The sequence below is a fragment of the Paenibacillus farraposensis genome, from assembly GCF_020736845.1.
Lineage (GTDB): Bacteria > Bacillota > Bacilli > Paenibacillales > Paenibacillaceae > Paenibacillus > Paenibacillus farraposensis.
Genome location: NZ_JAFFQR010000079.1, coordinates 64,424 through 86,506 on the forward strand (window position 1 = coordinate 64,424; position 22,083 = coordinate 86,506).

Genomic DNA, 22,083 nt, shown 5'->3' on the forward strand with positions numbered 1-22,083 from the left:
TCAGGAAAGGATTTTTAAGATGCCTAAATTTAAACGCATTCACTTGGTCGTGCTGGACTCGGTTGGGATCGGCGAAGCGCCGGATGCAGCCAAGTTTGATGATTACGATGTAGATACACTTGGTCATATTGCCCGCGAGCGCGGCGGTCTGAAGATGCCGAATATGGCAAAGCTGGGCCTGTCCAACATTCGTCCCATAGAAGGGGTACAAGCAGCTGAGAAGCCGCTCGCGTATTACACCAAAATGCAGGAAGCGTCCAACGGCAAGGATACAATGACCGGTCATTGGGAGATCATGGGGCTGAATATTGCGGTTCCTTTTCGCGTATTCCCAAATGGTTTCCCGGATGAGCTGATTCAGCGCATTGAGGAGCATACAGGCCGCAAAGTCATTGGCAACAAGCCTGCCAGCGGAACGGAAATCATTGATGAGCTGGGCGAAGAACATGTGAAGACTGGAGCGCTAATCATCTATACATCAGCGGATTCAGTGCTGCAAATTGCGGCGCATGAGGAAGTTGTACCGTTGAAAGAGCTTTATGAGATTTGCGAGTTCTGCCGTAAAATCACGCTGGAAGATCCGTACATGCTGGGCCGCATTATTGCGCGTCCGTTCGTAGGCGAGCCTGGGAACTTCTCCCGCACCTCCAATCGCCATGATTATGCGCTCAAGCCGTTTGGCCGTACGACGATGAACGAGTTGAAAGATGCAGGTCTGGATGTAATCGCTTTGGGGAAAATCTCCGACATTTATGACGGCGAGGGTGTGACAAAAGCGATACGCACCGTATCCAATATGGACGGTATGGATAAGCTGGTCACGACGCTGGATGAGGAATTTACCGGATTAAGCTTCTTGAATTTGGTGGATTTTGATGCGCTCTACGGCCATCGCCGCGATCCGCAGGGATACGGCCAAGCCTTGGACGATTACGATGCCCGTCTGCCAGAGGTGTTCGCCAAATTGACGGATGACGATCTGTTGATCATCACCGCGGATCATGGGAATGACCCGACATACCGGGGAACGGATCATACCCGCGAATATGTGCCATTGCTCGTGTATTCCCCGCGTTTTACAGCCGGAGGCAGGGAGCTTGGACTCCGTACAACGTTTGCGGATATTGGAGCGACGGTAGCGGAAAACTTCGGTGTAAAACTGCCGGAACACGGAACGAGTTTTTTGGCAGAGCTTCAGTAAACATATAAGTACAGACAAATGGGACGGGGGAATGGAACAATGAGTGTACACATTGGAGCTAAACCAGGAGAGATTGCAGAAACGATTTTGCTGCCAGGAGACCCGCTGCGGGCGAAATTTATCGCTGAAACGTATCTGGAAGACGTGACCTGCTACAACGAAGTGCGCGGTATGCTCGGTTTTACAGGTACGTATAAGGGCAAACGACTGTCCGTACAAGGGACTGGCATGGGACTGCCGTCCATCAGTATTTATGTCAATGAGCTGATTAGCGAGTACGGTGTGAAAAACCTGTTTCGTGTAGGTACATGCGGCGGGATGAAGGAGCATGTGCATGTTCGTGATGTAATTTTGGCACAGGCATCCTGCACGGACTCCGGGATGAACCGTCATATCTTTGGCGGCTATGACTATTCGCCGATTGCCAGCTTCCAGCTTTTGAAGGGCGCTTATGATCGCGGTGTTGCCAAGGGACTGAAGATGCATGTCGGCAATGTGTTTAGCTCGGACAGCTTTTACCGTGACGACAAATCGGTGGTGCAAAAGCTGATGGAATACGGCGTGATGGGTGTGGAGATGGAAACTTCAGCCTTGTATACGCTGGCAGCCAAATTTGGCGTAAACGCGCTGACGATTCTGACCGTAAGCGATCATTTGCTGACGGGTGAAGAAACGACGGCGGAAGAACGGCAAACGACCTTTAAAGATATGATGGAAGTTGCACTCGATACAGCAGTATCCCTGTAAGGATCACACGCACAGTGAGGAGAAATGACATATGAGAATGGTAGACTTGATTGCAAAAAAACGTGACGGAAAAGAACTGAGCACTGAGGAAATTAATTTTATTATCCAAGGCTACACTCAGGGTGAAATTCCTGACTATCAGGTCAGTGCATTGGCGATGTCTATTTTCTTCCAGGATATGACCGAACGGGAACGTGCTGATCTGACCATGGCGATGGTTCATTCAGGGGATACGATTGATCTGTCTGCAATTGAAGGTGTAAAGGTCGACAAGCACTCCACTGGCGGTGTGGGCGATACGACAACGCTGGTACTGGCTCCGCTTGTAGCGGCTTTGGATATTCCGGTAGCGAAAATGTCGGGCCGCGGTCTCGGACATACCGGGGGGACGATTGACAAGCTGGAGGCGATTGCCGGGTTCCACGTAGAAATCAGCAAGGGTGAATTCGTGGAGCTGGTGAACCGCAGCAAAATTGCGGTCGTCGGACAAAGCGGCAATCTGACGCCTGCGGACAAAAAGCTGTATGCTTTGCGCGACGTTACAGCGACGGTCAACTCGATACCGCTGATTGCCAGCTCGATTATGAGTAAAAAAATCGCGGCCGGTTCCGATGCCATCGTACTGGATGTAAAAACAGGCGCAGGCGCGTTCATGAAAACAGTCGACGATGCCAAAAAACTGGCACATGCGATGGTAAGCATCGGCAACAATGTCGGTCGCAAGACGATGGCGGTTATTTCCGATATGAGTCAGCCACTCGGCTTGGCTATCGGCAACTCGCTGGAAGTCAAGGAAGCGATTGATACACTGCGCGGTGAAGGGCCTAAAGATCTGGAAGAGCTGTGTATGGCCTTGGGCAGTCAAATGGTCTTTTTGGCCGGGAAAGCAGATTCCCTCGAAGACGCCGAAGCGAAGCTCCAAGAAGTTATTCGCAACGGCAAAGCACTGGAAAAATTCAAAGCGTTTATTACCAATCAGGGCGGAGACGCTTCGGTTGTAGACCATCCTGAACGTTTGCCGCAGGCACAGTATCGCATTGAAGTGCCAGCGAAGCAGGACGGTGTGGTGGCCGAAATCGTGGCTGACGAGATCGGTACGGCTGCGATGTTGCTTGGAGCAGGACGTGCGACCAAAGAATCCGAGATTGATCTGGCTGTCGGCTTGATGCTGAACAAAAAGGTCGGCGATGCGGTTAAAAAAGGCGATTCGCTGGTTACCATCCATGCTAACCGTGAAGACGTAGCCCAGGTGCTGGAGAAAATCTATGCGAACATCCGGATTGCGGATCACGCGGAAGCGCCAGTCCTGATCTACGGAACGGTAACAGAATAAGCACAAGGTAGGCCAAATCCATTCAAGATTTCATGGAATAGCGGATAGAGTCGGGGCTCCATATTCAGGGGGGCTCCGGCTTTTTCATTTTTTTCAGTAAAGCTTGTGTATAACGGAACCGCCAATTTTGATCCGCGTCTGGAAAGCTCCTGAGATGTTACTGGCACGGACAGATAGAGAGGATACTTTTGAATAGGTTTGGAAAATATGGAATCCGGATTCATAATAGATATGAGTCCGGCTTTTTTGCTGGGCTTCTGCTAAGAAGTTAAGCCGTTCATTTGTTCAATCCTGGTAACGACTGAATGCAATCCAGTATAGCTTCAACATGTTTTTTGAAGGAGGACATCAAATGGTGGAAAAATGGGTTTGGATGGGCGCTGCGGGGATGATTGTAGGCTATGTTACTTTTGCAAGCTATCCGTTAAACGCACATTCAACATCAACATCGGGCGTGACGCACCCAGCCGTACCGCTTGACGTGCAGAGTAAGCAGGAAGGTGTAGCGAAGCGAATCGTACATGATCAAAGAATGTATTTCGAAGGGAAAGGTGAAACGAGTTTTGCATTTGAAGAGGGGCGCAAGCTGTACATCAGTATCAAGAATACTGGAAAGCAGCCCATCCAGTATAAGCTCAACCGTTCGTATGGCTCAGACTTGCAAGGAGCAGTTCTGCAAGGAACAGCGAGCGGATTTGCCAAAGGAACGCTGCAGCCGGGAGAACGTCATGATCTGCTGTTTGTAAAGCCGAAGGCTGAAACTGAAACTGAAGCTGCAAGTGTCTCCTCGGATGAGCTGATTTTGAGCGTAAGCACGGAAGATGGTTCTCAAGGAATCGTAAAAACCTTCGCCTATATTACACTGTAATCTCTTTCCAAACGGGTGACATGTGGTCATAAGCATACTTATGTTACAATAGAACGGGTTAAAGACTTAATGAACAGAATAGGTCAGAGCAGAAAGCAGAAGCAGAAAGGATGACCCGGTTGTGCCCAAAATGCATGATTTCAGTAATCAAAAGCTGCCATGGAGGCTGTCGCTCACAGCCATTTTACTTACATTTACATTTGTAGCTCTCGCCGGTTGTGGTCAGGAGCAGAAAGCTGAAACCGGCGCTACCGGAAGCCCTGCAAGTGTAGTCGAGAACGGAACAAATGCAGATCGTAGCAGTTCAGCTCAAAGTGACAAAGCAGCGAAAGAGAGTGCTCCTACAGAAAACAGTGAGCTTGACGACGCGCAAAAGCCAAGCCCTTCGGCCCCGGTCGCTTCGTCGAATGCACCTTCTTCACCGGCAGCCTCCAATTCATCTCAAAATCCTTTTGAGGTTGCAGGCATTCAGGATCCAAAATCTTTTTTGAACACGTTCAAAGCGTTGCAGAAAGCTGTTGCCGACAATGACAAGGAGAAGGTAGCCAATTATATTTTGTACCCTCTGCGTGTCAATGATAGCGAAAAATCGCTAACGATTCCGAATAAGAAAGATTTCATGGCCAAGTATGATCAGATTTTTACGGATGCGATTCGTGAGGCGCTGGTGAATCAAAAAACGGATGATTTGTTTGTCAATTACCAAGGAGTCATGGTTGGCTCGGGTGAGCTGTGGCTGAGAAGAGCTGCAGACAATCCGAAGGTTTTTGGAGTTTTTTCGATTAACCTTGAAACCGTAACCAACTAAGCAATATTCCTCATGTGATCATAGCCTCCAAGCAGTCGGAAGCATTCCTATGTTTCTGACTGTAACTTCCTCCTGTGAAGAAAGCACAAACAGTTAACCCATGCCAAAAAAAAGTTTGACATTGTACATAAACATTCGTATTATAATCGTATAACTCATTAAACAGGTAGGAATTAGAGAATTAAAGCATCGAAGTATGATTTCGCCCTTGTGGCGGAGAACCTCTAGGAACAGCAGGCAGATACTGTCCATGTGACAGATTTGACCTATCAGGGCTGCATCAGGGAATTCTCCGCCCTTTTTTCTGAATAGACATGTCAATAACAGGTTGAAATGAATGTTTTTTCATAAATTACATAGAATTAGAGGTGTCTTGATGAAGAGGAAATGGAAAAGTGGACTTATTCTCGGACTATCTTTGGTTTTAACGGTCATGTTAAGTGCTTGCGGAGCAAGCAAGGAAGGGGGCAATTCGGCTGCCGGTTCCAAGGACGTCGAGCTGCTTAACGTTTCTTATGACCCTACCCGTGAGCTGTATGAGGCGTATAATAAGGCGTTTGCCTCCCATTGGGAGAAGGAGAAAGGGCAGAAGGTGACAATCAAGCAATCGCATGGCGGGTCTGGCAAACAAAGCCGCTCTGTCCAGGACGGACTGGATGCGGATGTGGTCACTCTGGCTCTGGGTTATGACATTGATGCATTGCAGGATAAAGGGCTCATTAAAGAAGGATGGCAAAATAAATATGAGCATAACAGTTCCCCGTACACTTCAACCATCGTACTGCTGGTACGGAAAGGAAATCCGAAGGGGATCAAGGACTGGGATGATTTAATCCGTGACGATGTTCAAGTCATTACACCGAATCCCAAAACTTCGGGCGGAGCCCGCTGGAACTACCTTGCGGCCTGGGCCTATGGGCTCAAGAAAAACAATAACGATGAAGCCAAAGCTCAGCAGTTTGTACAGCAGCTATACAAGCATGTGCCGGTACTGGATAGCGGAGCGCGTGGAGCGACCACAACCTTTGTGGAGCGTGGAATTGGCGATGTGTTGATTGCTTGGGAAAATGAAGCCTTGCTCTCTATGAAGGAGCTGGGTGCGGATAAATTTGATATCGTGTATCCGTCGATCAGTATTTTGGCTGAGCCTCCAGTAGCGATCGTCGATAAGGTTGTAGACAAAAAGGGCACACGCGAGGTGGCGGACGCGTATTTGAAATATTTGTACAGTGAAGAAGGACAAACCATTGCCGCCGAAAACTATTATCGTCCAACACTGGAGAGCGTAAAGGCGAAATTCAAGAATCAATTTCCGGATTTGGAGCTCGTAACCTTGAAGGATGTATTCGGAACGTGGAAGGAAACACAGCAAAAGCATTTCAGCGACAAGGGGATTTTCGACCAGATTTACGTACCCGGCAGTTCATGAATGAGTAGATTGTAAATTCGCACAGGATCAGTAATCGCAAGCATTCGAGTGAGATAGTAGAGAGGGATGGACAGAACATGAGTCAAATGCAAGCCGCCCGAAAACGCGTACTTCCCGGATTCGGGTTAACGATGGGTTATAGCGTGCTGTACCTCAGTCTGGTGGTGCTGGTGCCTTTGTCAGCACTGCTCCTGAACTCAACCGGATTGACGTGGGAGAAGTTTTGGGACGTAGCAACCGATGTGAGGGTGTTGACTTCCTACAAGGTGAGCTTCTTGTGTGCTGCGGCTGCGGCACTGATCGACCTGTTTCTCGGATTACTGATAGCCTGGGTGCTGGTGCGCTATGAGTTTCCGGGAAAACGGATTTTCGATGCGGTCATTGATCTGCCCTTTGCTTTGCCTACCGCGGTTGCGGGTGTGGCTTTGACCGCTCTATATGCGCCAAACGGCTGGATCGGTTCGCTGTTCGAACCGCTGGGCTGGAAAATGGCGTATTCACAGACGGGGATTACGCTTGCGTTGATGTTCATCGGCATCCCGTTCGTCGTGCGGACGGTGCAGCCGGTGCTGGAGGAGATGGACAAGGGCGAGGAAGAGGTCGCTGCTACGCTGGGAGCAGGCCGATGGCGTACCTTCCGCAGCGTGATTTTGCCGGAGTTGATCCCGCCGCTACTGACGGGCTTTGCTCTTGCCTTTGCCCGTGGCATTGGCGAGTACGGCTCTGTCGTCTTCATCTCTGGTAATATGCCAATGAAGACCGAGATTGCTCCGCTGCTCATTATGTCCAAGCTGGAGCAAAATGACTATGCAGGAGCTACGGCGGTAGCAATTATACTGTTGGTCATTTCATTTGTGCTGTTGTTCGTAATTAACAGCATTCAACGCTGGTCGCGGCGCCGTGCTATCTAATGCGACTATCCATATAGCTGTCTATTACCACTGTCTGGCTTTATGATGCCAGGCAGCGGCAAGGGCGGTACAGCCGCATTCTAAGGAGGGACACATCATGTCACAAGCGATAACCGGACGGGTGATTGCTCATGCACCAGTACCTTCTGCACCGGCCAACAGGGTCACAAGCGAAGCACCCTGGGTGAAGTGGACGCTGATTGGTGCTGCTTTTCTGGCTTTGCTATGGGTGCTGATCCTGCCGCTGATCCTCGTGCTTACCGAAGCACTCAAGCAGGGCTGGAGTGTATACATCGAAGCGCTGCAGGACCCGGACGCCATGTCCGCATTGCAGCTGACGCTGTTGGTGGCGGTGATAACGGTACCGCTAAATACGGTATTTGGCGTAGCGGCTGCCTGGCTGATCACGAAGTTTCAATTTCGCGGCAAAGGCTTGCTGGTCACCCTGATTGATTTACCCTTCGCCATCTCTCCTGTCGTCGGCGGATTGATGTATGTATTGGTATTCGGCGCACAGGGCTGGCTTGGGCCGTGGCTGGATGAGCATGATATCAAAATAATATTTGCCTTGCCGGGTATTATTTTGGCGACGATGTTCATCACTTTCCCTTTTGTGGCGCGCGAACTCATTCCAATGATGGAGGATCAGGGACAGCAGGAGGAAGAGGCAGCTGTTATGCTGGGCGCGCACGGCTGGCGTATTTTTTGGCAGGTGACGCTGCCGAATATCAAATGGGGTCTGTTGTATGGCATCATTTTATGTAATGCGAGAGCTATGGGGGAGTTCGGCGCGGTGTCCGTCGTCTCCGGGCATATCCGGGGAGGGACGAACACACTGCCGTTGCATGTGGAAATATTGTATAACGAATATCAGTTCTCGGCATCCTTTGCGGTGGCTTCACTGTTGCTGCTGCTGGCTCTCGCTACTTTGGTGCTTAAAAGCTGGTTTGGGCGCATGCGGGTTCATTGACAGGCGTGATTGCCATGACGAACAGGAATTGAAGTTTACAGTTATCAAGCAACTTTAAATATAATGCTCGTTGGGTCTTCTGACCCGAAAAATAGGCCTTTCTTCTAATCTGGTTATCCTTAACGGACAAAATCAGACAGAAGATAGGCTTTTTTTATGATCTGCTGCTGTCTTCCAAAACTAAATCTCCAATTTTAGTGAAATAAAAATATCACTGAACTGGCATGGCTGCCGGAAGAGCACAAGCAAAGGATGCCCAATTTGTGCCAAACAGGTAGATCCAGATATGCCCATTGTCCTGCTGATGGAGCGCTCGCCAGGCAGGGGGCCAAATCGGCAATCGTCGGCTTGGAGAAAAGCAGCCCGACTGGAACGTCCAGGTCCATTTCTTTGAGCATTCTGCCGCACAGCGTCATCGCCTTCAGCAAATGCCCGCCCGCCGCAAAGAAGTTGTCGTGAATGCCGATTTGCGGAACACCGAGTACCTCCGCCCAAAGGTGGGGCTGGGGTGTTCACCGAGCAGGAAGAACCTGCCTCCCGCTGCACGGACAACCATTTTCAATCCCAATCCGTATTTGCAAATCGAAGCGGTACGTAAAGGCATACAGCGCAAAATGACGGCATATTACGCGTATCACGCCGAATTGCTTAATACCGAGAAGATTATGGCCGATATTCATTTTATCGGGTCAGAGCATGTGCAGCCTCTTCCAGAGTGACTGTCTTCCTGGCGGGATGGAGCGAAAGGACGGTTGTGGAGCATCAAGGCCGCGGGAAGCACGCCGAAATGCTGCATGGTGCAATGGCCGAAATCAACGGCAGGCAAATTGCTGGCATTGTGCAAAGCGGCGCCTAAAAGCAGTACATTTGATCGATAGCACATCTGGTACTTGGAAGCGGTCCATTTTCACGATAAAGTAATGATTTGAAGGGAGCAGGAGCATGAACGATTTGATCAAAAGGTTTGGTTATCCATCAGACCATACCCATTTTATTTGTTTTCCGTTTGCGGGAGGATACTCCGCTGCTTTTCGTCCGTTGCACGATAGCTTGCAGGACAGGTTTGAAGTGCTTGCCGCCGAGCCGCCTGGTCATGGAAGCAATCGGTCGCCGCTGGTGGACGATCTCGAACGGCTGGTCAGCATGTATGAGGCGGCACTGCTGCCTCAGCTTCGCAAACCGTTCATCCTGTTTGGACACAGTATGGGAGGGATCGTGGCTTTTCGATTGGCACAGATTCTGGAGTCGAAAGGGCTTTTTCCGGAAGCGGTCATCATTTCGGCCGTTCAGCCGCCGGATATCAAGCGTCCCGTCCGTTCTCAAATGGAGGATGGCGCTTTTGCCGATTATGTGATCGGTTTGAACGGGATTCCACCCGAGTTGGCGAAGAACCGGGAAATGCTGGGATTTTTCCTGCCACCGTTCCGATCGGATTTCAAAGCGCTAGAAACCTTCCGGCCGAGCGATATGACGCGGGTTCAGTCGGAGATGCATATTTTTAACGGCAATGAAGACGAGGCTTGTGTGCTTGATGCCGACGGGTGGGCGCGATGGGGACAAAGGGTTGCGTTTCACCGCTTCCCTGGAGGCCATATGTATCTGCAGAGCGAAACGAAGCAGGTGTCCGATACGATCCGCTCTCTCTTTGCTTCGTCCTCCACGCTGACGTAGAAGGTTAGATTAGAAAGCACGGAAATGGTTCTGAATCACCGTTCGTACGTTTGTAGATCGACATGAAGAAGCCTCTCTTTGGTAAAGTGGACGCGTAAGACTGCCATTTTACTATAAAGGAGGCTTTTTCGGCATTTAAAATTATACGATGCGCTTGCGCAGCCAGCCGGAAATGAGATCTGTCAAAATGATCAGGACCACAATCCCCAGCAATATAACGCCTACACGGTTCCAGTTGCGCATTTGGAGCGCAAACAGCAGCGGAGTACCAATACCGCCTGCACCAACCAGACCGAGCGTGGTGGCGGAGCGGATGTTATTTTCAGAACGATAGAGCGAATAAGACTACAAAGCCATGAATCTTTTAGGGTACGAGGCAGGGAATGTCGGGAATCATGAATTCAACTATGGACTGGAATATTTACAGACTTGCCTTCGGGGAGCGCAATTTCCTTATATAAATGCCAACATTTATGTAGCGGGAGAAAACGAACAAAACTATTTCACCCCTTCCGGGAAATTAAAGGAGCCGGATGCCCACAGAATCCTTCATATGTCCTTCGAAGGAGAGCCGATGGATATGCAACGGAGTTATCTGGTGGCTACGAACAACTATCGTGCATTCTCCTCCACGCTGTCAATCCGGGCGAAGAACGGATTGTACTTGCTTCACCGGATGAAAATCGGCATGTGCTGACCGAATATGTGCGGCATATGAAGACGTTGATGCCAAAGGCAGATGGGCACTGGTCTTTTTGTCCCATGGAAGGGGCGGCCACATGTGACGTTTCTGACCTCGCCGCAGGCCACGAAGGCTGCCAAGGCTCATTCAGAGTTGCTTTATGAAGGATTAACCGTGGAAGGATGTGCCAAGTTTGCTATTGATTTTGGAACACTCTAAACAGTAAGCTTTTTTTGTCCACATAAGTCTACAGCATCATAAAACAAGGACATACCAACCCTTCGGGGGCGTCCTTTTTTCATAAAAGCTATTTAAAACCGTACGAAATTCGTGATTTTATATGTCCGGAGTCGCGTTTTAGTTATTGACCTGCCATATAATTAGACATATACTTTGTTTAAACAAATTTTGGTTTAAAAGGTAATGAAAAAATCACCAACATTCGTTTGAGGGGGTGTCCCTTTGGAAAAAAACACCACGATCCGCGCAGAAATTGAAAAGTATATTCAAAGTGAAGGTATTTCAATGCAGTGTTTCGCAGATGCTTCCAAAGTAAATCCAGGTACACTTAGCGGTATTCTTAACCGGAACCCTCCACGGCCGATTTCAGTCAATCAGCTTGATCTGATTACCGAGGCCATGGGCTTGGAAGAAGGGGCTTTATTCGAGATGTATGTGGATGAATGCTTTATTCATTCCTTACCGCACTGGCGGAGGCTGCGACCGTTTCTTCTCCGTTGCTCGGAATTGAACAAGCTTGACTGTATACGTAGCGTGCTTGGCTATCTGATGGATGATTTATCGAATATTTCGGCTATTTTTGAGACTGCTGAAGAGATGTTTGCAAATGACAGACATGAAGCTTCCATACTTTTGTATGATTGTGTCATCGAAAGTGAGAAGTACACCCATTCCGAACGCTTGGCAATCAGTTATTTCCGTATGTTTCAGATTCAGATTAAGGATAGCAAACGGAACCTGAAGGCTGCTGTGCAATTTCATTTATATCGCAGCCGTCTACCGGAAAATTATGCATTGGAAGGCTTACATATGTTATCTCAAGTGTTTGCGTCAAAAATGCAATGGTCCGAGATGGAAATGTATGCGGACGAGCTAAGAGAGCTGGCGCAGGCGTTATATCGCAATCGAAATCGATTCGGGGATGAGCATCTGGAGCTGCTTAAGCCGCTCGTATATTACTATGCCCAGGGGCATCTGCTCAAGGCCAGCTGCTATGAGTTTCAGGGTCGTTATGAGGAATCCAAGCAGTGGATTGAAGGTTATGCAGATTTAAGCTGGTTTGAGGGCTTGGACGAAGAAGGCCGGAAGGTAGTCGAAATGCATCAGGTGTATGCCCAAGGCAATCGGCTTTGTATTGAAATTAAAATGGGTAATACTTCTGCAATCTATGAGTATATTACTTACTTGCGCGAACATCCGGATGAGACACTGGAAGGCTTAAACACATTACTCGAATCAGCGAATCGTTTCGGTTATTTTGTCGATGCCGAGCTGGGGCTATTCAGTCAGCAACTCAAAAGCTTCTGGGTGCTGGCACCGGAACAATGGGACACTCATTATCGCAAGCATTTTAATGCGTTTCGCTTTGCATCCTTCTGCAAGGTGTATGCGGAATATCATTTCCGAAAGGGCGACTACGTTGAGGGACTGGAGCAAACACTGCATTGCTTACAATTGTCTGTAGATCATAGCTTTACCGAGCATATCATCGGTTGTATGGCATTATTTGAGCAGCACCGTAATTTTGCTATTCCGGAACAGCAGCGGCTATATCAAGCCCTTTGTCTGGGTGTGCGGGAAAATGGAAAGAATCATGCCTATGATCACAGTCCCGGCGGATATTTGTAACCCTAACGTTTATTCGGACTCTTTATATAACTCTTCTTACGTGGATGTCCCCATTTCAAATGGGGATATTCCCGTTTTTCTTACTGTAGCCGGTTGTTGTGACTTTTAGCATGGGAAGGGAGCCTGTGTGCGTTGACAAGTTTTACATGCAGGATTAGGATAAATGCAGCACAGAAACTGAAGGAGAGCATGCACAAATGACGATTCCCAAAACATTAACGATAGCGGGCTCTGACACAAGCGGTGGAGCGGGTATTCAGGCAGACCTGAAGACCTTTCAGGAGCTTGGCGTATATGGCATGACTGTATTAACAACCGTAGTTGCCATGGGACCTGGAACCTGGGACCATCTTGTATATCCTGTTGCTTTAGATGTAGTAGAAGCTCAGTTGCGTACCGTTTTGGAGGGTATCGGTTTTGATGCGATGAAGACTGGTATGCTTGGTTCTGTAGATATTATTGAGCTGGTTGCCAGCCATCTGAAAAAGCATGATCTGAAACGGATCGTAATTGACCCGGTGATGGTCTGCAAAGGTACAGATGAAGTGCTTCAGCCGGAAAATACAGAGGCGATGCTGGAGTTGTTAATTCCCGGCGCTGACCTGGTAACGCCGAATTTGTTCGAGGCTTCGCAATTGGCGAAGACCGGGCCGATCACGACGCTGGAGCAGATGCAGGAAGCAGCAGCTATTATTCATGAGCGCGGAGCCCAGCATGTGCTGATCAAGGATCGTGGTAAAATCCGCGAGGGTAAAGCGATGGACTTGCTGTACGACGGAATCACCTTCGACTGGTTCGAGGCGGATGTCGTAAAAACGAGCTTTACCCATGGTGCAGGCTGCACCACTTCGGCAGCAGTAACGGCTGGCCTGGCGCAAGGACTGACTGTACGCGAAGCAGTCGACCAGGCCAAACGATTCATTTCACAGGCGATTGAGGGTGGCTTCAAGCTGAATGCATTCGTCGGCCCAACCCTGCATGCCGCACATCGTTTGCAAAATCAATAAGCATGAACACGTGAAACAGAGGATGACTTATAAATTCTCGCTAGACTGCATATATATTATGATCGCTTTATGCATAGACATTAACGGAATACAGAGTCTGCTTGGGCCGAAGCGGGGGGCTGTCCCCAAAGGGTACCGACGGATAATCCAGTCCCAAATGTTGAATGAAAAAGCCTTCAAAACCACCGATAAAGTGGGTTTGAAGGCTTCTCTATGGCTTGAAATCCTATCTAAAGTGGGGGCTAAAAAATCATAAAATGACTTTTGGGACAGCCTCTCTTAAGATTGTATTTTTTTGGAATATCAGCTTTCAGTTTGGTCTTATCGTACTGTATAATAGGCATCGGGTTTATTACACTTAGGGGGGAACCAGAGCAATGACAATATTCAGCCAAATGGCTTACAGCCGGCCTGAGCAGTCAGAAATTGAACAACGGTTTAAAACACTGTTGCAGCAATTTCGCGCGGCGGACAGCATAGAATGTCAAAATGAAGTCATTCATGCGATTAACAAGCTGCGCAGTCATGTAGAAACCCAATTGCAATTGGTGGAAGTCCGGCATTCCATTAATACGGAGGACGCCTTTTACAAAGGGGAGCAAGAGTACGCTGATGATTTCATGCCGGTCATTCAGGAATATATAACCGACTACTACCGGGCATTGGTGGACTCTCCCTTCAGAGCCGAGCTGGAGAGCCAATGGGGCAGCCAGCTTTTCAGTATTGCCGAGGTGGCACTAAAGTCGTTCCACCCGGACATCATCGAGGATTTGCAGCAGGAAAACAAGCTGACCTCCGAATATGCTCAGCTCATTGCTTCCGCCAAAATCCCGTTTGAAGGACAAGAACGGACGCTGGCGCAGCTTTTGCCTTTCGAGTTGGATACGAACCGGGAAACGCGCAAACGGGCATCCGAGGCCAAATATCAATTTATGAGCGAGCATGGGGACGAGCTGGATCGGATTTATGATGAATTGGTCAAGGTACGCACACGCATGGCGCATAAGCTGGGCTATGACAGCTTCGTAGAACTGGGCTATGCCCGCCTGGGACGTACCGATTACAATGCCGGAATGGTTGCCAATTTCCGTGAGCAGGTGCTGAAGCACATCGTACCCCTGGCAACCAAGCTGAAGGAGCGTCAGCGCGAGCGCATCGGTGTGGATCGGCTGCGCTATTATGATGAAGGCTTCAACTTCCTGTCTGGCAACCCTACCCCCAAGGGTGATCCGGACTGGATTCTCCGTAATGGAGCACGGATGTATGAGGAGCTTTCACCGGAAACACATGAATTTTTCAGCTTTATGATCGAGCGGGAATTGATGGATCTGATCAGCAAAAAAGGCAAGCAAAGCGGAGGCTATTGCACCTTTTTGAGCGAATATGGCACCCCCTTTATTTTCTCTAATTTCAATGGGACATCCGGCGATATCGACGTACTGACGCACGAAGCAGGCCACGCCTTCCAGGTGTATGAAAGCCGGCATTTTGAAATTCCCGAGTACCACTGGCCGACGATGGAGGCGGCTGAAATTCATTCAATGACCATGGAATTTTTTGCATGGCCTTGGATGAAGTTGTTCTTTGAAGAAGATGCGGACAAATATCACTTTGAGCATCTGTCCTCTTCGTTGCTGTTTGTGCCTTACGGCGTAGCTGTTGACGAATTCCAGCATGCCGTGTATGAGCATCCGGACTGGACTCCGGCCGAGCGTAAAAGCGCATGGCGCTCTATCGAACGCAAGTATAAACCGCATCTGGATTATGAAGGCAATGAATATCTGGAGCAGGGTGGGTTCTGGCACAAGCAGGGACATATTTTTCAATCCCCGTTCTACTATATTGACTATACACTCGCACAATTGTGTGCATTCCAGTTCTGGAAACGCATGAGAATCGATCGAACAGCTGCGTGGGCAGATTATTTGAAGCTATGCCGTGCCGGAGGGAGTCGTTCCTTTATCGGATTGGTTGAATTAGCTGGACTGATCTCACCGTTCCAGGACGGCAGCATCGCTTCAGTGATCGGAGAAATCGAAGCATGGCTGAACAGCGTGGATGATCGAAAGCTGTAATTCCTTCGTATAAATCTGTCCTGTTTGTATAACATACTCCGTTTTACATGTAATCTGCGATGACTAAAAGGGCATTTCGCTTACCTGCTATAGCCGAAAGGCTTAGATGGCGGAATGCCCTGTTGTCTAAATGCAACTTCAATTAATGTTTGGTGTTAAGCGGTTTGAGATTGGCCTCAATGGCTGCGCGGCGCGGCTCCAAAAATGGCGGCAGCGACAGGGATTCTCCCAAAAACTCCAATTCCTCGTCAGTATCAAAGCCAGGTCCATCGGTTGCCAGCTCAAACAGAATGCCGTTTGGCTCGCGGAAGTATAAGGAACGGAAATAAAAACGATCGACAAAGCCGGAATTGGGGATTTTCAGCTGACCAATACGCTCTACCCATTGTTTGAGCTCTTCCTCGGTTTCAACACGGAAGGCCACGTGATGTACGCTGCCTCGTCCCGGCCGCTCTTGTGGAAGATCGTTGCGTTCTTCCAGATGCACCTCAGCTCCGGTACCGCCTTCGCCTGTTTCATAGATGACCACATCCGGTTGTCCGGCAATCAGGGAAGGATAGGAACCCTTTTTGCGAAAACCCATGACCTGCTCAAGAATGAGAATGGTATTTTCGGCTTTTGGAATGGTCAAATGAACCGGGCCTAGCCCGACAATGCCATATTCGGCAGGGACAGGACTTTTTTTCCAAGGCGTACCGCCGCGCACTCCGTTATCATGCTCATCCGACACGAGGAAGAAGCGTTGTCCTTCAAAATCTTCGAACGAAAGTGCCAAGCGTCCTGCTTGATCCGTAATGTCACCATGCTTTACATTCATTTCCTCGAAGCGGTTTTTCCAGTAATCCAGTGCCTTGTCATTCGGTACCCGCAGGGAGAGCGCCGAAATGCTGTTATTCCCGGTGCGAGTTTGTCCGGCATTCGGGATTTCAAAAAACGTAACTTCCGTCCCCGCAGTTCCGCGTTCATCCCCGTAAAAGAGGTGATAAACGCTAACATCATCCTGATTCACCGTTTTCTTGACCAGTCGCAGTCCCATAACCTGAGTATAAAAATCTACATTTTTAGCCGCTGCTGCTGTAATCGCCGATACGTGATGCAATCCTAACAATTTCATGTTATTGTCCTCCATGATTTATATGATTCGTTTTTTCAAAGCAAAATAAACAGTCGTAAATTTTTCTTTATATTTATTATCTTGATATTAAGATAAATGATTTTTTATTGTTTGTCAACACATATCATTTATCTTAACCAATTGGGCAATTTGTAACACGTATTTACTTATTGGACCTATTATGAACAGTTAAGTCGAAGCTGCTCCTTTTTTGCGCTCAATATTCCTTTAGGCGATCGAGCACTATCTGTATGGACGTTTAGTACATAAATATTATATATGTAGAGATAAGGATGTAATGCTATAGAGGAGGAATGGTCGAGTGGAGAAATACATCCTTTCTAAACTTAAGCATTTCTTAGCAGGACGAAAGGGGGAGTATACATGAAAAAAAACCGTCTGGGAACTTCGGATTTGCTGGTAGGCGAAATTGGCTTGGGATGTATGTCGATCGGCACGGAGGAACAGCAGGGGATTTACCTGATACATGAAGCGCTAGACAGAGGCGTAAATCTGCTGGATACAGCTGATCTGTACCATCACGGGCGCAATGAGGAAATTGTCGGGGCAGCGATTCGCGGGCGGCGGCAGGATGTTATTCTAGCGACCAAGGTTGGCAATCGGCGTATACCGGGACAGGAGGGCTGGGAATGGGACCCGTCCAAGCCATACATCCTGTCTGCGGTCAAAGAGAGCCTGCGCCGCCTTGGAACGGATTATATCGACCTGTATCAGCTTCACGGAGGAACGATAGACGATCCGATGGACGAAACAATTGAGGCTTTTGAACAGCTTAAAAGAGAGGGCGTCATCCGCTATTATGGGATTTCTTCGATTCGCCCCCACGTCATTCGCGAATATGTCAAACGCTCGAACATCGTCAGTGTTATGAATCAATATAGTTTGCTGGATCGGCGTGCAGAGGAAGAAGTGCTGCCTTTGTTGCAGGAGCGGGGAATCAGTGTGATTGCACGCGGGCCTGTTGCGGGCGGCATATTGGCCGACGAAGGGGAAGGGAAGACGGCGAAGGGCTACCTGGACTATGAAGAAGCGGAGCTCTTGGGTGTGCGAAAGCAATTAAAGGCATTCGCAGGAGTGGAGCGCAGTATGGAGCAGACCGCGATTCGTTACAGCCTGTCTCATCAGGCTGTCGCCGCTGTCATCCCGGGTGCAAGCTCATTGGGACATTTGGAGCAAAATATCGCAGCAGCGAGTGTTCCACCGCTAACCGGACCGGAGCGGCAGACTCTACAGCAAATCAGCCGGGTCAATCGTTATGATGCGCAGTATCGCTGATACATTAAACGTGTACTCACTTCAGTTGCAATATATGAAAGAATCATTACAATATAAGAATGAGCTCAGGTTTATCGACCACATTTGAGCTGGAGACGTTCATCAATATAATATACTCTAGGAGGGACATACCCATGGAACGCATCGAATCACAGGAGCAATATCAGGATTTGATTAACAGTGACGGCTTGACCGTCGTAAAATTTGATACAACCTGGTGTCCGGATTGCAAGACACTGGATAAATTCATGGACGGCATTATCAAGGAAAACGCAGACAAGCGTTTCTTTGCGCTTGATGCCGAGAAGTTCCAGCCGATTGCCGAAGAAAATCAGGTGCGCGGCATTCCGAGCCTGCTCGTTTTCCGCAACGGCGAAAAAATTGCTCATTTGCACAGCAAATACGCCAAAACGCCAGCTCAAGTTTCTGAATACCTGACTACGCTGGAATCCAAACAATAATCCGAATGCAGGATGCAACGATGGAATGAGTGTGGATTGATCATTTTAGTAGATATAGTTTCAGTGTAATCCAAAAAGGGATATCCGGGGCAGCGATTCATGCCATGCGGATATCCCTTTTTGGATATGAAGCAACAAATAATAGCTTACAAGATAATGAAGAAGAACACAGCCGCCAGTACGAAGCGGTAGATGGCGAACGAGGTCAGGCTCAAGCGTTTGAGCAGACCGAGGAATGTTTTGATTGCCAGCATTCCGACGATAAAGGCGGTAATAAAGCCAGCTGCGAACACTGGAAAATCGCTCATGGACAGATGATCCATACTTTTGATCATATCAATGCCTGATGCGCCCAGCATAACTGGAACAGATACCAGGAATGTAAATTCTGCGGCCGCCGTATGACTCACACGTGCGAATAGACCCCCGGACATGGTTGAACCTGAACGGGAGAAGCCTGGCCATAGAGCCAGAACCTGAAACAAACCAATCGTAAACGCTTGTTTGTACGTAATGTCATCGATGGTTTGTGATTTAATGGGCGGGTGGAACTTCTCAGCGGCGATCATCAACAGGCCGCCGATAACTAAACTATACAATACGGTTTCAGGACCAAACAGGTATTGTTTGATTACATCACGGAACAGTACGCCAATCAGCCCCGCAGGGATCATGGCCAAAATAATATGCAGCAAATTAAGGCGTGGCTGGGATGAGGTTCTGCGTCTGAAATCAAACAAACTCAGGAATCTGCGCCAATACAATACGACAACCGCCATTACAGCACCCAACTGCACGATAACCTCAAACGTTTTGACCGTATCATTCTCTGTATTTAACCCGAGAAGATCAGCCGTCAGGATCATGTGACCCGTTGAAGAGACCGGCAAAAACTCTGTCAGTCCTTCAATAATACCCATAATAATAGATGATAGAATATCCACTTTACTAGTTCCTCCTTACACGCGTACAGGGCAAACGACTTCGGTCGTTTGCCCTAAAAAATGTCATTTCAGTAGGAGTGAACGCAAGTGTCGAGTGCAAAATGCAGGCTGCTCAGGTCACAACGGTTCACTCCCGGGAAAAAGTGTCCGATTCCGTTTCCAATTCCGATATTGGGGATTTCTGGTGTAAAATAATTTCCACCCGGCGAATACGATTTTTACCCATTTCACGAATGATAAATTTTACATCATCTTCTATGAATTCCTTGCCCTGTCTCGGTTCCGGAACCCGGCTATACACCCACCCTCCGACAGTATCCACGTCTTCATTGTCCAATGACAAGCCCGTCAGATCACTCAGTTCGGAAAGCAATACTTTACCATCCATCAAATAACTGTTCTCCGTCAGTTTCTCAATTTCCTTCCGTTCATCCTTGTCAAATTCGTCCCGAATTTCGCCAACAATTTCCTCCAAAATATCCTCAATGGTTATGAGGCCGGAGGTTCCGCCGTATTCGTCAACGAGAAGAGCAATATGAACCTGCTCCTTCTGCATGCGTTTCAGCAACGTGTTAACGGGGATCACTTCTGGAACGGTCAAGATCGGCTGAATCAGGCTATCGAAAACAAGCTCAGGATTACGATCATACTCAAGGAACAGCTGCTTGGTATTAATCATACCGATGATCTGATCCTTGCTGTCTGCCGCTACCGGAAAACGGGTATACTGCTCTTCATGGATAGTCAGCATGTTTTCTTTCAGCGAGCGATTCGTAAACAAGCATACCATATCTGTACGTGGCACCATAATTTCTTTGGCAACGGTCTCGTCAAAAGCAAAGATGCGATTCACGTAGCCGTATTCGGTGTTATTGATCTTACCACTTTCCACGCTTTCGGACAAAATAATTTGAATTTCTTCTTGAGAATGTGCTTCTTCGTGTTCGCTTGCCGGTTGAAGACCAAACACGCGAACCAGACGGTTGGCCGAGCCATTAAGGAGCCAGATAAACGGATACATAACCCGGTTAAACCACACGATAATGGGGGAGGTCAAGAGGCTGATTGCTTCCGCCTTGCGGATGGCCAATGTTTTGGGGGCCAGTTCACCGATCACCACGTGCAGGTAAGTTACAATGATAAATGAAATAATAAAGGCCAGGATATGTGAAAAATCCCCATTGATGTTGAGCTGTTGAAAGAGAGGCTCCAGCAATTTGACGACGGTCGGTTCACCGAGCCAGCCGAGTCCCAAGGCTGTAATCGTAATACCAAGCTGACAGGCGGACAGGTAGCCGTCCAGATTATTGACAACTTTTTGTAACGCCAGTGCATTTTTACGGTTCTCCGCTACCAGCTGATCGACCCGGCTGGAACGGATTTTAATGATCGCAAACTCGGTAGCTACGAAGAAAGCACTAAAAAATATCAACACCGCAAACAAAAATAGACTGACACCTATACCCATATAATTTTCACTCATCCCTTTTTCGTTCAAATTTTTTAGAAACTCGATTTTGAGTTCACTTGAACTTATTTTAAGAACTTAAAAGAAAATATACAAGGTTCATATGGAGCCATGGCGGGTCACCTGTCTCCAATTTGAACAGAAAATAGGGCATAACAGAACCCGCATGGCCCATTGCTTCGCTTTACAAGCCTAGTTTGAGGGCGTATGATAAGTTCAAATGAACTTGTAATGTTATAAAGGGAGGAAAGAAGATGGAGTCTTTTACCCTCACTCGCCGTGATATGGCCCATTTGCTGCTGGCCATGGAAGGCCGCCGCGAATTACAGCCTTTAACCGTTCTTCAGGATGCCTGGAGACGCACTCATAGTCATCCCGGCCGTTCTAGCAACACGATGCCGACAGCTTTATACACGGACGTGACGCCCGTACTGGACAAAATCATCAAGGGCAAGCACAGCGCAGCCTTTTCACTGCAGGAGATCGTTTCTCTTGGCCAACTGGTTGAATATAGCCATGTTTCACTGGCCTCCATGCAAAATTGGGTCAAACGCGATTTCAAGGAATTTCTCGGCGCTCCGAAGATCGGCAAAAAATATTCGATCAACCAGGCAGCCATTTTACTCATTGTAGAGGATTTAAAATCATGCCTTGATTTTGAATCCATCCGGCAGTTATTTCATATCCTGTTCCAACAACCTGAAGATGATGCAGATGATCTGATCCAGCCGGTGGATTTGTACGCCGCGTATTCAACTTTGTTTGAGGAACTGGATGCGAATGGAGACCAGCTGCTGGATGTGGCAGGAGTCGGACATGCAAAAGAAACCGGTAATTTCACGGCTGCCCAGCAGCGACAGGAAGGTGCGACAGAGGAGCTGCTGGTTCAAACGGCTGATCGATATACCCGCCGTTTACAGCATTTGACCTCCAACCAGCGCGAAGCGGTGCGCAATACCTTGCTGGTAGCAGCGGTATCGGTGCAAAACAGCTATTTTTTGTCCATGGCACGCCGATATGTGAATGCGACGTTGTTCTTGGATTTTCAAAGCTAGATCGGGATTGGCGCTAGAGGCTGATCCTCTTTTTTTGCCCTTTTTCAAGGTGCGTCTACCCTTTTGGAGACTGAAAAAGTATACAAAAGAGGTATATACACTCAAACGCTGTCAAAGATACAATAAACATATATCATCCAGCAATTGGAAAAACCTTAAATAGCCCTTCCAAAG

21 protein-coding genes and 2 pseudogenes are annotated in these 22,083 nt (G+C 48.3%); 18 read left to right on the plus strand and 5 right to left on the minus strand.

Annotation, left to right across the window (positions count from 1 at the left end; all coding sequences use genetic code 11):
- Window positions 1–19: 19 nt before the first annotated feature.
- The 8 genes from deoB (at window position 20) to cysW (ending at window position 8,267) form a co-directional block, all read left to right on the plus strand.
- Complete coding sequence (gene deoB, locus JO375_RS12965; RefSeq protein ID WP_229524863.1) at window positions 20–1,201, plus strand: phosphopentomutase; 1,182 nt, start codon at window positions 20–22, stop codon at window positions 1,199–1,201.
- A gap of 39 nt (window positions 1,202–1,240) precedes the next feature.
- Window positions 1,241–1,948, plus strand: a complete 708-nt coding sequence (deoD, locus tag JO375_RS12970) for a purine-nucleoside phosphorylase (protein WP_229524864.1) — start codon at window positions 1,241–1,243, stop codon at window positions 1,946–1,948.
- A gap of 31 nt (window positions 1,949–1,979) precedes the next feature.
- Window positions 1,980–3,281 carry a pyrimidine-nucleoside phosphorylase gene (locus tag JO375_RS12975; protein ID WP_229524865.1) on the plus strand — a complete coding sequence of 434 codons (1,302 nt, stop codon included), beginning with the start codon at window positions 1,980–1,982 and terminating at the stop codon, window positions 3,279–3,281.
- Between the two features lie 352 nt (window positions 3,282–3,633).
- Complete coding sequence (locus JO375_RS12980) at window positions 3,634–4,149, plus strand: hypothetical protein (RefSeq protein ID WP_229524866.1); 516 nt, start codon at window positions 3,634–3,636, stop codon at window positions 4,147–4,149.
- A 130-nt stretch (window positions 4,150–4,279) separates the two neighbouring features.
- On the plus strand, window positions 4,280–4,957 hold the full coding sequence (locus JO375_RS12985; RefSeq protein ID WP_229524867.1) for a hypothetical protein: 678 nt from the start codon (window positions 4,280–4,282) through the stop codon (window positions 4,955–4,957).
- A gap of 376 nt (window positions 4,958–5,333) precedes the next feature.
- The gene (locus tag JO375_RS12990) at window positions 5,334–6,386 is read left to right on the plus strand and encodes a sulfate ABC transporter substrate-binding protein (protein ID WP_322098732.1); all 1,053 of its coding nucleotides are present in this window, start codon (window positions 5,334–5,336) and stop codon (window positions 6,384–6,386) included.
- 77 nt (window positions 6,387–6,463) lie between these two features.
- Window positions 6,464–7,297: a sulfate ABC transporter permease subunit CysT gene (gene cysT, locus JO375_RS12995; RefSeq protein ID WP_229524868.1), complete on the plus strand. Its 834-nt coding sequence runs from the start codon at window positions 6,464–6,466 to the stop codon at window positions 7,295–7,297.
- A 97-nt stretch (window positions 7,298–7,394) separates the two neighbouring features.
- Window positions 7,395–8,267: a sulfate ABC transporter permease subunit CysW gene (gene cysW, locus JO375_RS13000; RefSeq protein ID WP_229524869.1), complete on the plus strand. Its 873-nt coding sequence runs from the start codon at window positions 7,395–7,397 to the stop codon at window positions 8,265–8,267.
- Window positions 8,268–8,461: 194 nt separating this feature from the next.
- On the opposite strand, the gene JO375_RS25035 is transcribed toward cysW, so the two are convergent.
- Window positions 8,462–8,734: a phosphopantetheine-binding protein gene (locus tag JO375_RS25035; RefSeq protein WP_377532066.1), complete on the minus strand. Its 273-nt coding sequence runs from the start codon at window positions 8,732–8,734 to the stop codon at window positions 8,462–8,464.
- Between JO375_RS25035 and JO375_RS13010 the strand changes: the two genes are divergently transcribed.
- From JO375_RS13010 to JO375_RS13020, 3 genes are all read left to right on the plus strand, one after another.
- Complete coding sequence (locus JO375_RS13010; RefSeq protein ID WP_229524870.1) at window positions 8,696–8,986, plus strand: hypothetical protein; 291 nt, start codon at window positions 8,696–8,698, stop codon at window positions 8,984–8,986. The genes JO375_RS25035 and JO375_RS13010 overlap by 39 nt on opposite strands.
- The gene (locus tag JO375_RS13015) at window positions 8,983–9,123 is read left to right on the plus strand and encodes a hypothetical protein (RefSeq protein WP_229524871.1); all 141 of its coding nucleotides are present in this window, start codon (window positions 8,983–8,985) and stop codon (window positions 9,121–9,123) included. The genes JO375_RS13010 and JO375_RS13015 overlap by 4 nt, the downstream gene beginning before the upstream one ends.
- A gap of 86 nt (window positions 9,124–9,209) precedes the next feature.
- Window positions 9,210–9,938 (plus strand): thioesterase II family protein, encoded by a 729-nt coding sequence (locus JO375_RS13020; RefSeq protein ID WP_229524872.1) that lies wholly within the window; start codon window positions 9,210–9,212, stop codon window positions 9,936–9,938.
- A 141-nt stretch (window positions 9,939–10,079) separates the two neighbouring features.
- Here the strand turns inward: JO375_RS13020 and JO375_RS13025 are convergent.
- Window positions 10,080–10,283: pseudogene (locus tag JO375_RS13025) on the minus strand (PhnE/PtxC family ABC transporter permease); the annotation flags it as partial.
- A gap of 169 nt (window positions 10,284–10,452) precedes the next feature.
- Here JO375_RS13025 and JO375_RS24790 point away from each other — a divergent pair.
- The 4 genes and pseudogenes from JO375_RS24790 to JO375_RS13045 all read left to right on the plus strand — a co-directional run.
- Window positions 10,453–10,839: pseudogene (locus tag JO375_RS24790) on the plus strand (2',3'-cyclic-nucleotide 2'-phosphodiesterase); the annotation flags it as partial.
- Window positions 10,840–11,082: 243 nt separating this feature from the next.
- Window positions 11,083–12,489: a DNA-binding protein gene (locus JO375_RS13035; protein WP_229524874.1), complete on the plus strand. Its 1,407-nt coding sequence runs from the start codon at window positions 11,083–11,085 to the stop codon at window positions 12,487–12,489.
- Between the two features lie 197 nt (window positions 12,490–12,686).
- The gene (gene thiD, locus JO375_RS13040; RefSeq protein WP_229524875.1) at window positions 12,687–13,496 is read left to right on the plus strand and encodes a bifunctional hydroxymethylpyrimidine kinase/phosphomethylpyrimidine kinase; all 810 of its coding nucleotides are present in this window, start codon (window positions 12,687–12,689) and stop codon (window positions 13,494–13,496) included.
- Window positions 13,497–13,873: 377 nt separating this feature from the next.
- Entirely contained in the window at window positions 13,874–15,571 is a 1,698-nt protein-coding gene (locus JO375_RS13045) for a M3 family oligoendopeptidase (RefSeq protein ID WP_229524876.1), read from the plus strand.
- Window positions 15,572–15,713: 142 nt separating this feature from the next.
- Here JO375_RS13045 and JO375_RS13050 read toward each other — a convergent pair whose 3' ends face one another.
- Window positions 15,714–16,685, minus strand: a complete 972-nt coding sequence (locus JO375_RS13050) for a ring-cleaving dioxygenase (protein ID WP_229524877.1) — start codon at window positions 16,683–16,685, stop codon at window positions 15,714–15,716.
- A 384-nt stretch (window positions 16,686–17,069) separates the two neighbouring features.
- Between JO375_RS13050 and JO375_RS13055 the strand changes: the two genes are divergently transcribed.
- A complete protein-coding gene (locus JO375_RS13055; RefSeq protein ID WP_229524878.1) occupies window positions 17,070–17,981 on the plus strand; it encodes an aldo/keto reductase in 912 nt (303 codons plus the stop codon).
- Window positions 17,982–18,115: 134 nt separating this feature from the next.
- Window positions 18,116–18,442 carry a thioredoxin family protein gene (locus tag JO375_RS13060; RefSeq protein ID WP_229524879.1) on the plus strand — a complete coding sequence of 109 codons (327 nt, stop codon included), beginning with the start codon at window positions 18,116–18,118 and terminating at the stop codon, window positions 18,440–18,442.
- Between the two features lie 146 nt (window positions 18,443–18,588).
- Here JO375_RS13060 and bacA read toward each other — a convergent pair whose 3' ends face one another.
- The gene (bacA, locus tag JO375_RS13065; RefSeq protein ID WP_010344607.1) at window positions 18,589–19,386 is read right to left on the minus strand and encodes an undecaprenyl-diphosphate phosphatase; all 798 of its coding nucleotides are present in this window, start codon (window positions 19,384–19,386) and stop codon (window positions 18,589–18,591) included.
- A 127-nt stretch (window positions 19,387–19,513) separates the two neighbouring features.
- Window positions 19,514–20,854, minus strand: a complete 1,341-nt coding sequence (locus tag JO375_RS13070; RefSeq protein ID WP_229524959.1) for a hemolysin family protein — start codon at window positions 20,852–20,854, stop codon at window positions 19,514–19,516.
- Window positions 20,855–21,108: 254 nt separating this feature from the next.
- On the opposite strand from JO375_RS13070, the gene JO375_RS13075 reads away from it, so the two are divergent.
- On the plus strand, window positions 21,109–21,909 hold the full coding sequence (locus tag JO375_RS13075) for a DUF1836 domain-containing protein (protein ID WP_229524880.1): 801 nt from the start codon (window positions 21,109–21,111) through the stop codon (window positions 21,907–21,909).
- Window positions 21,910–22,083: the final 174 nt, after the last annotated feature.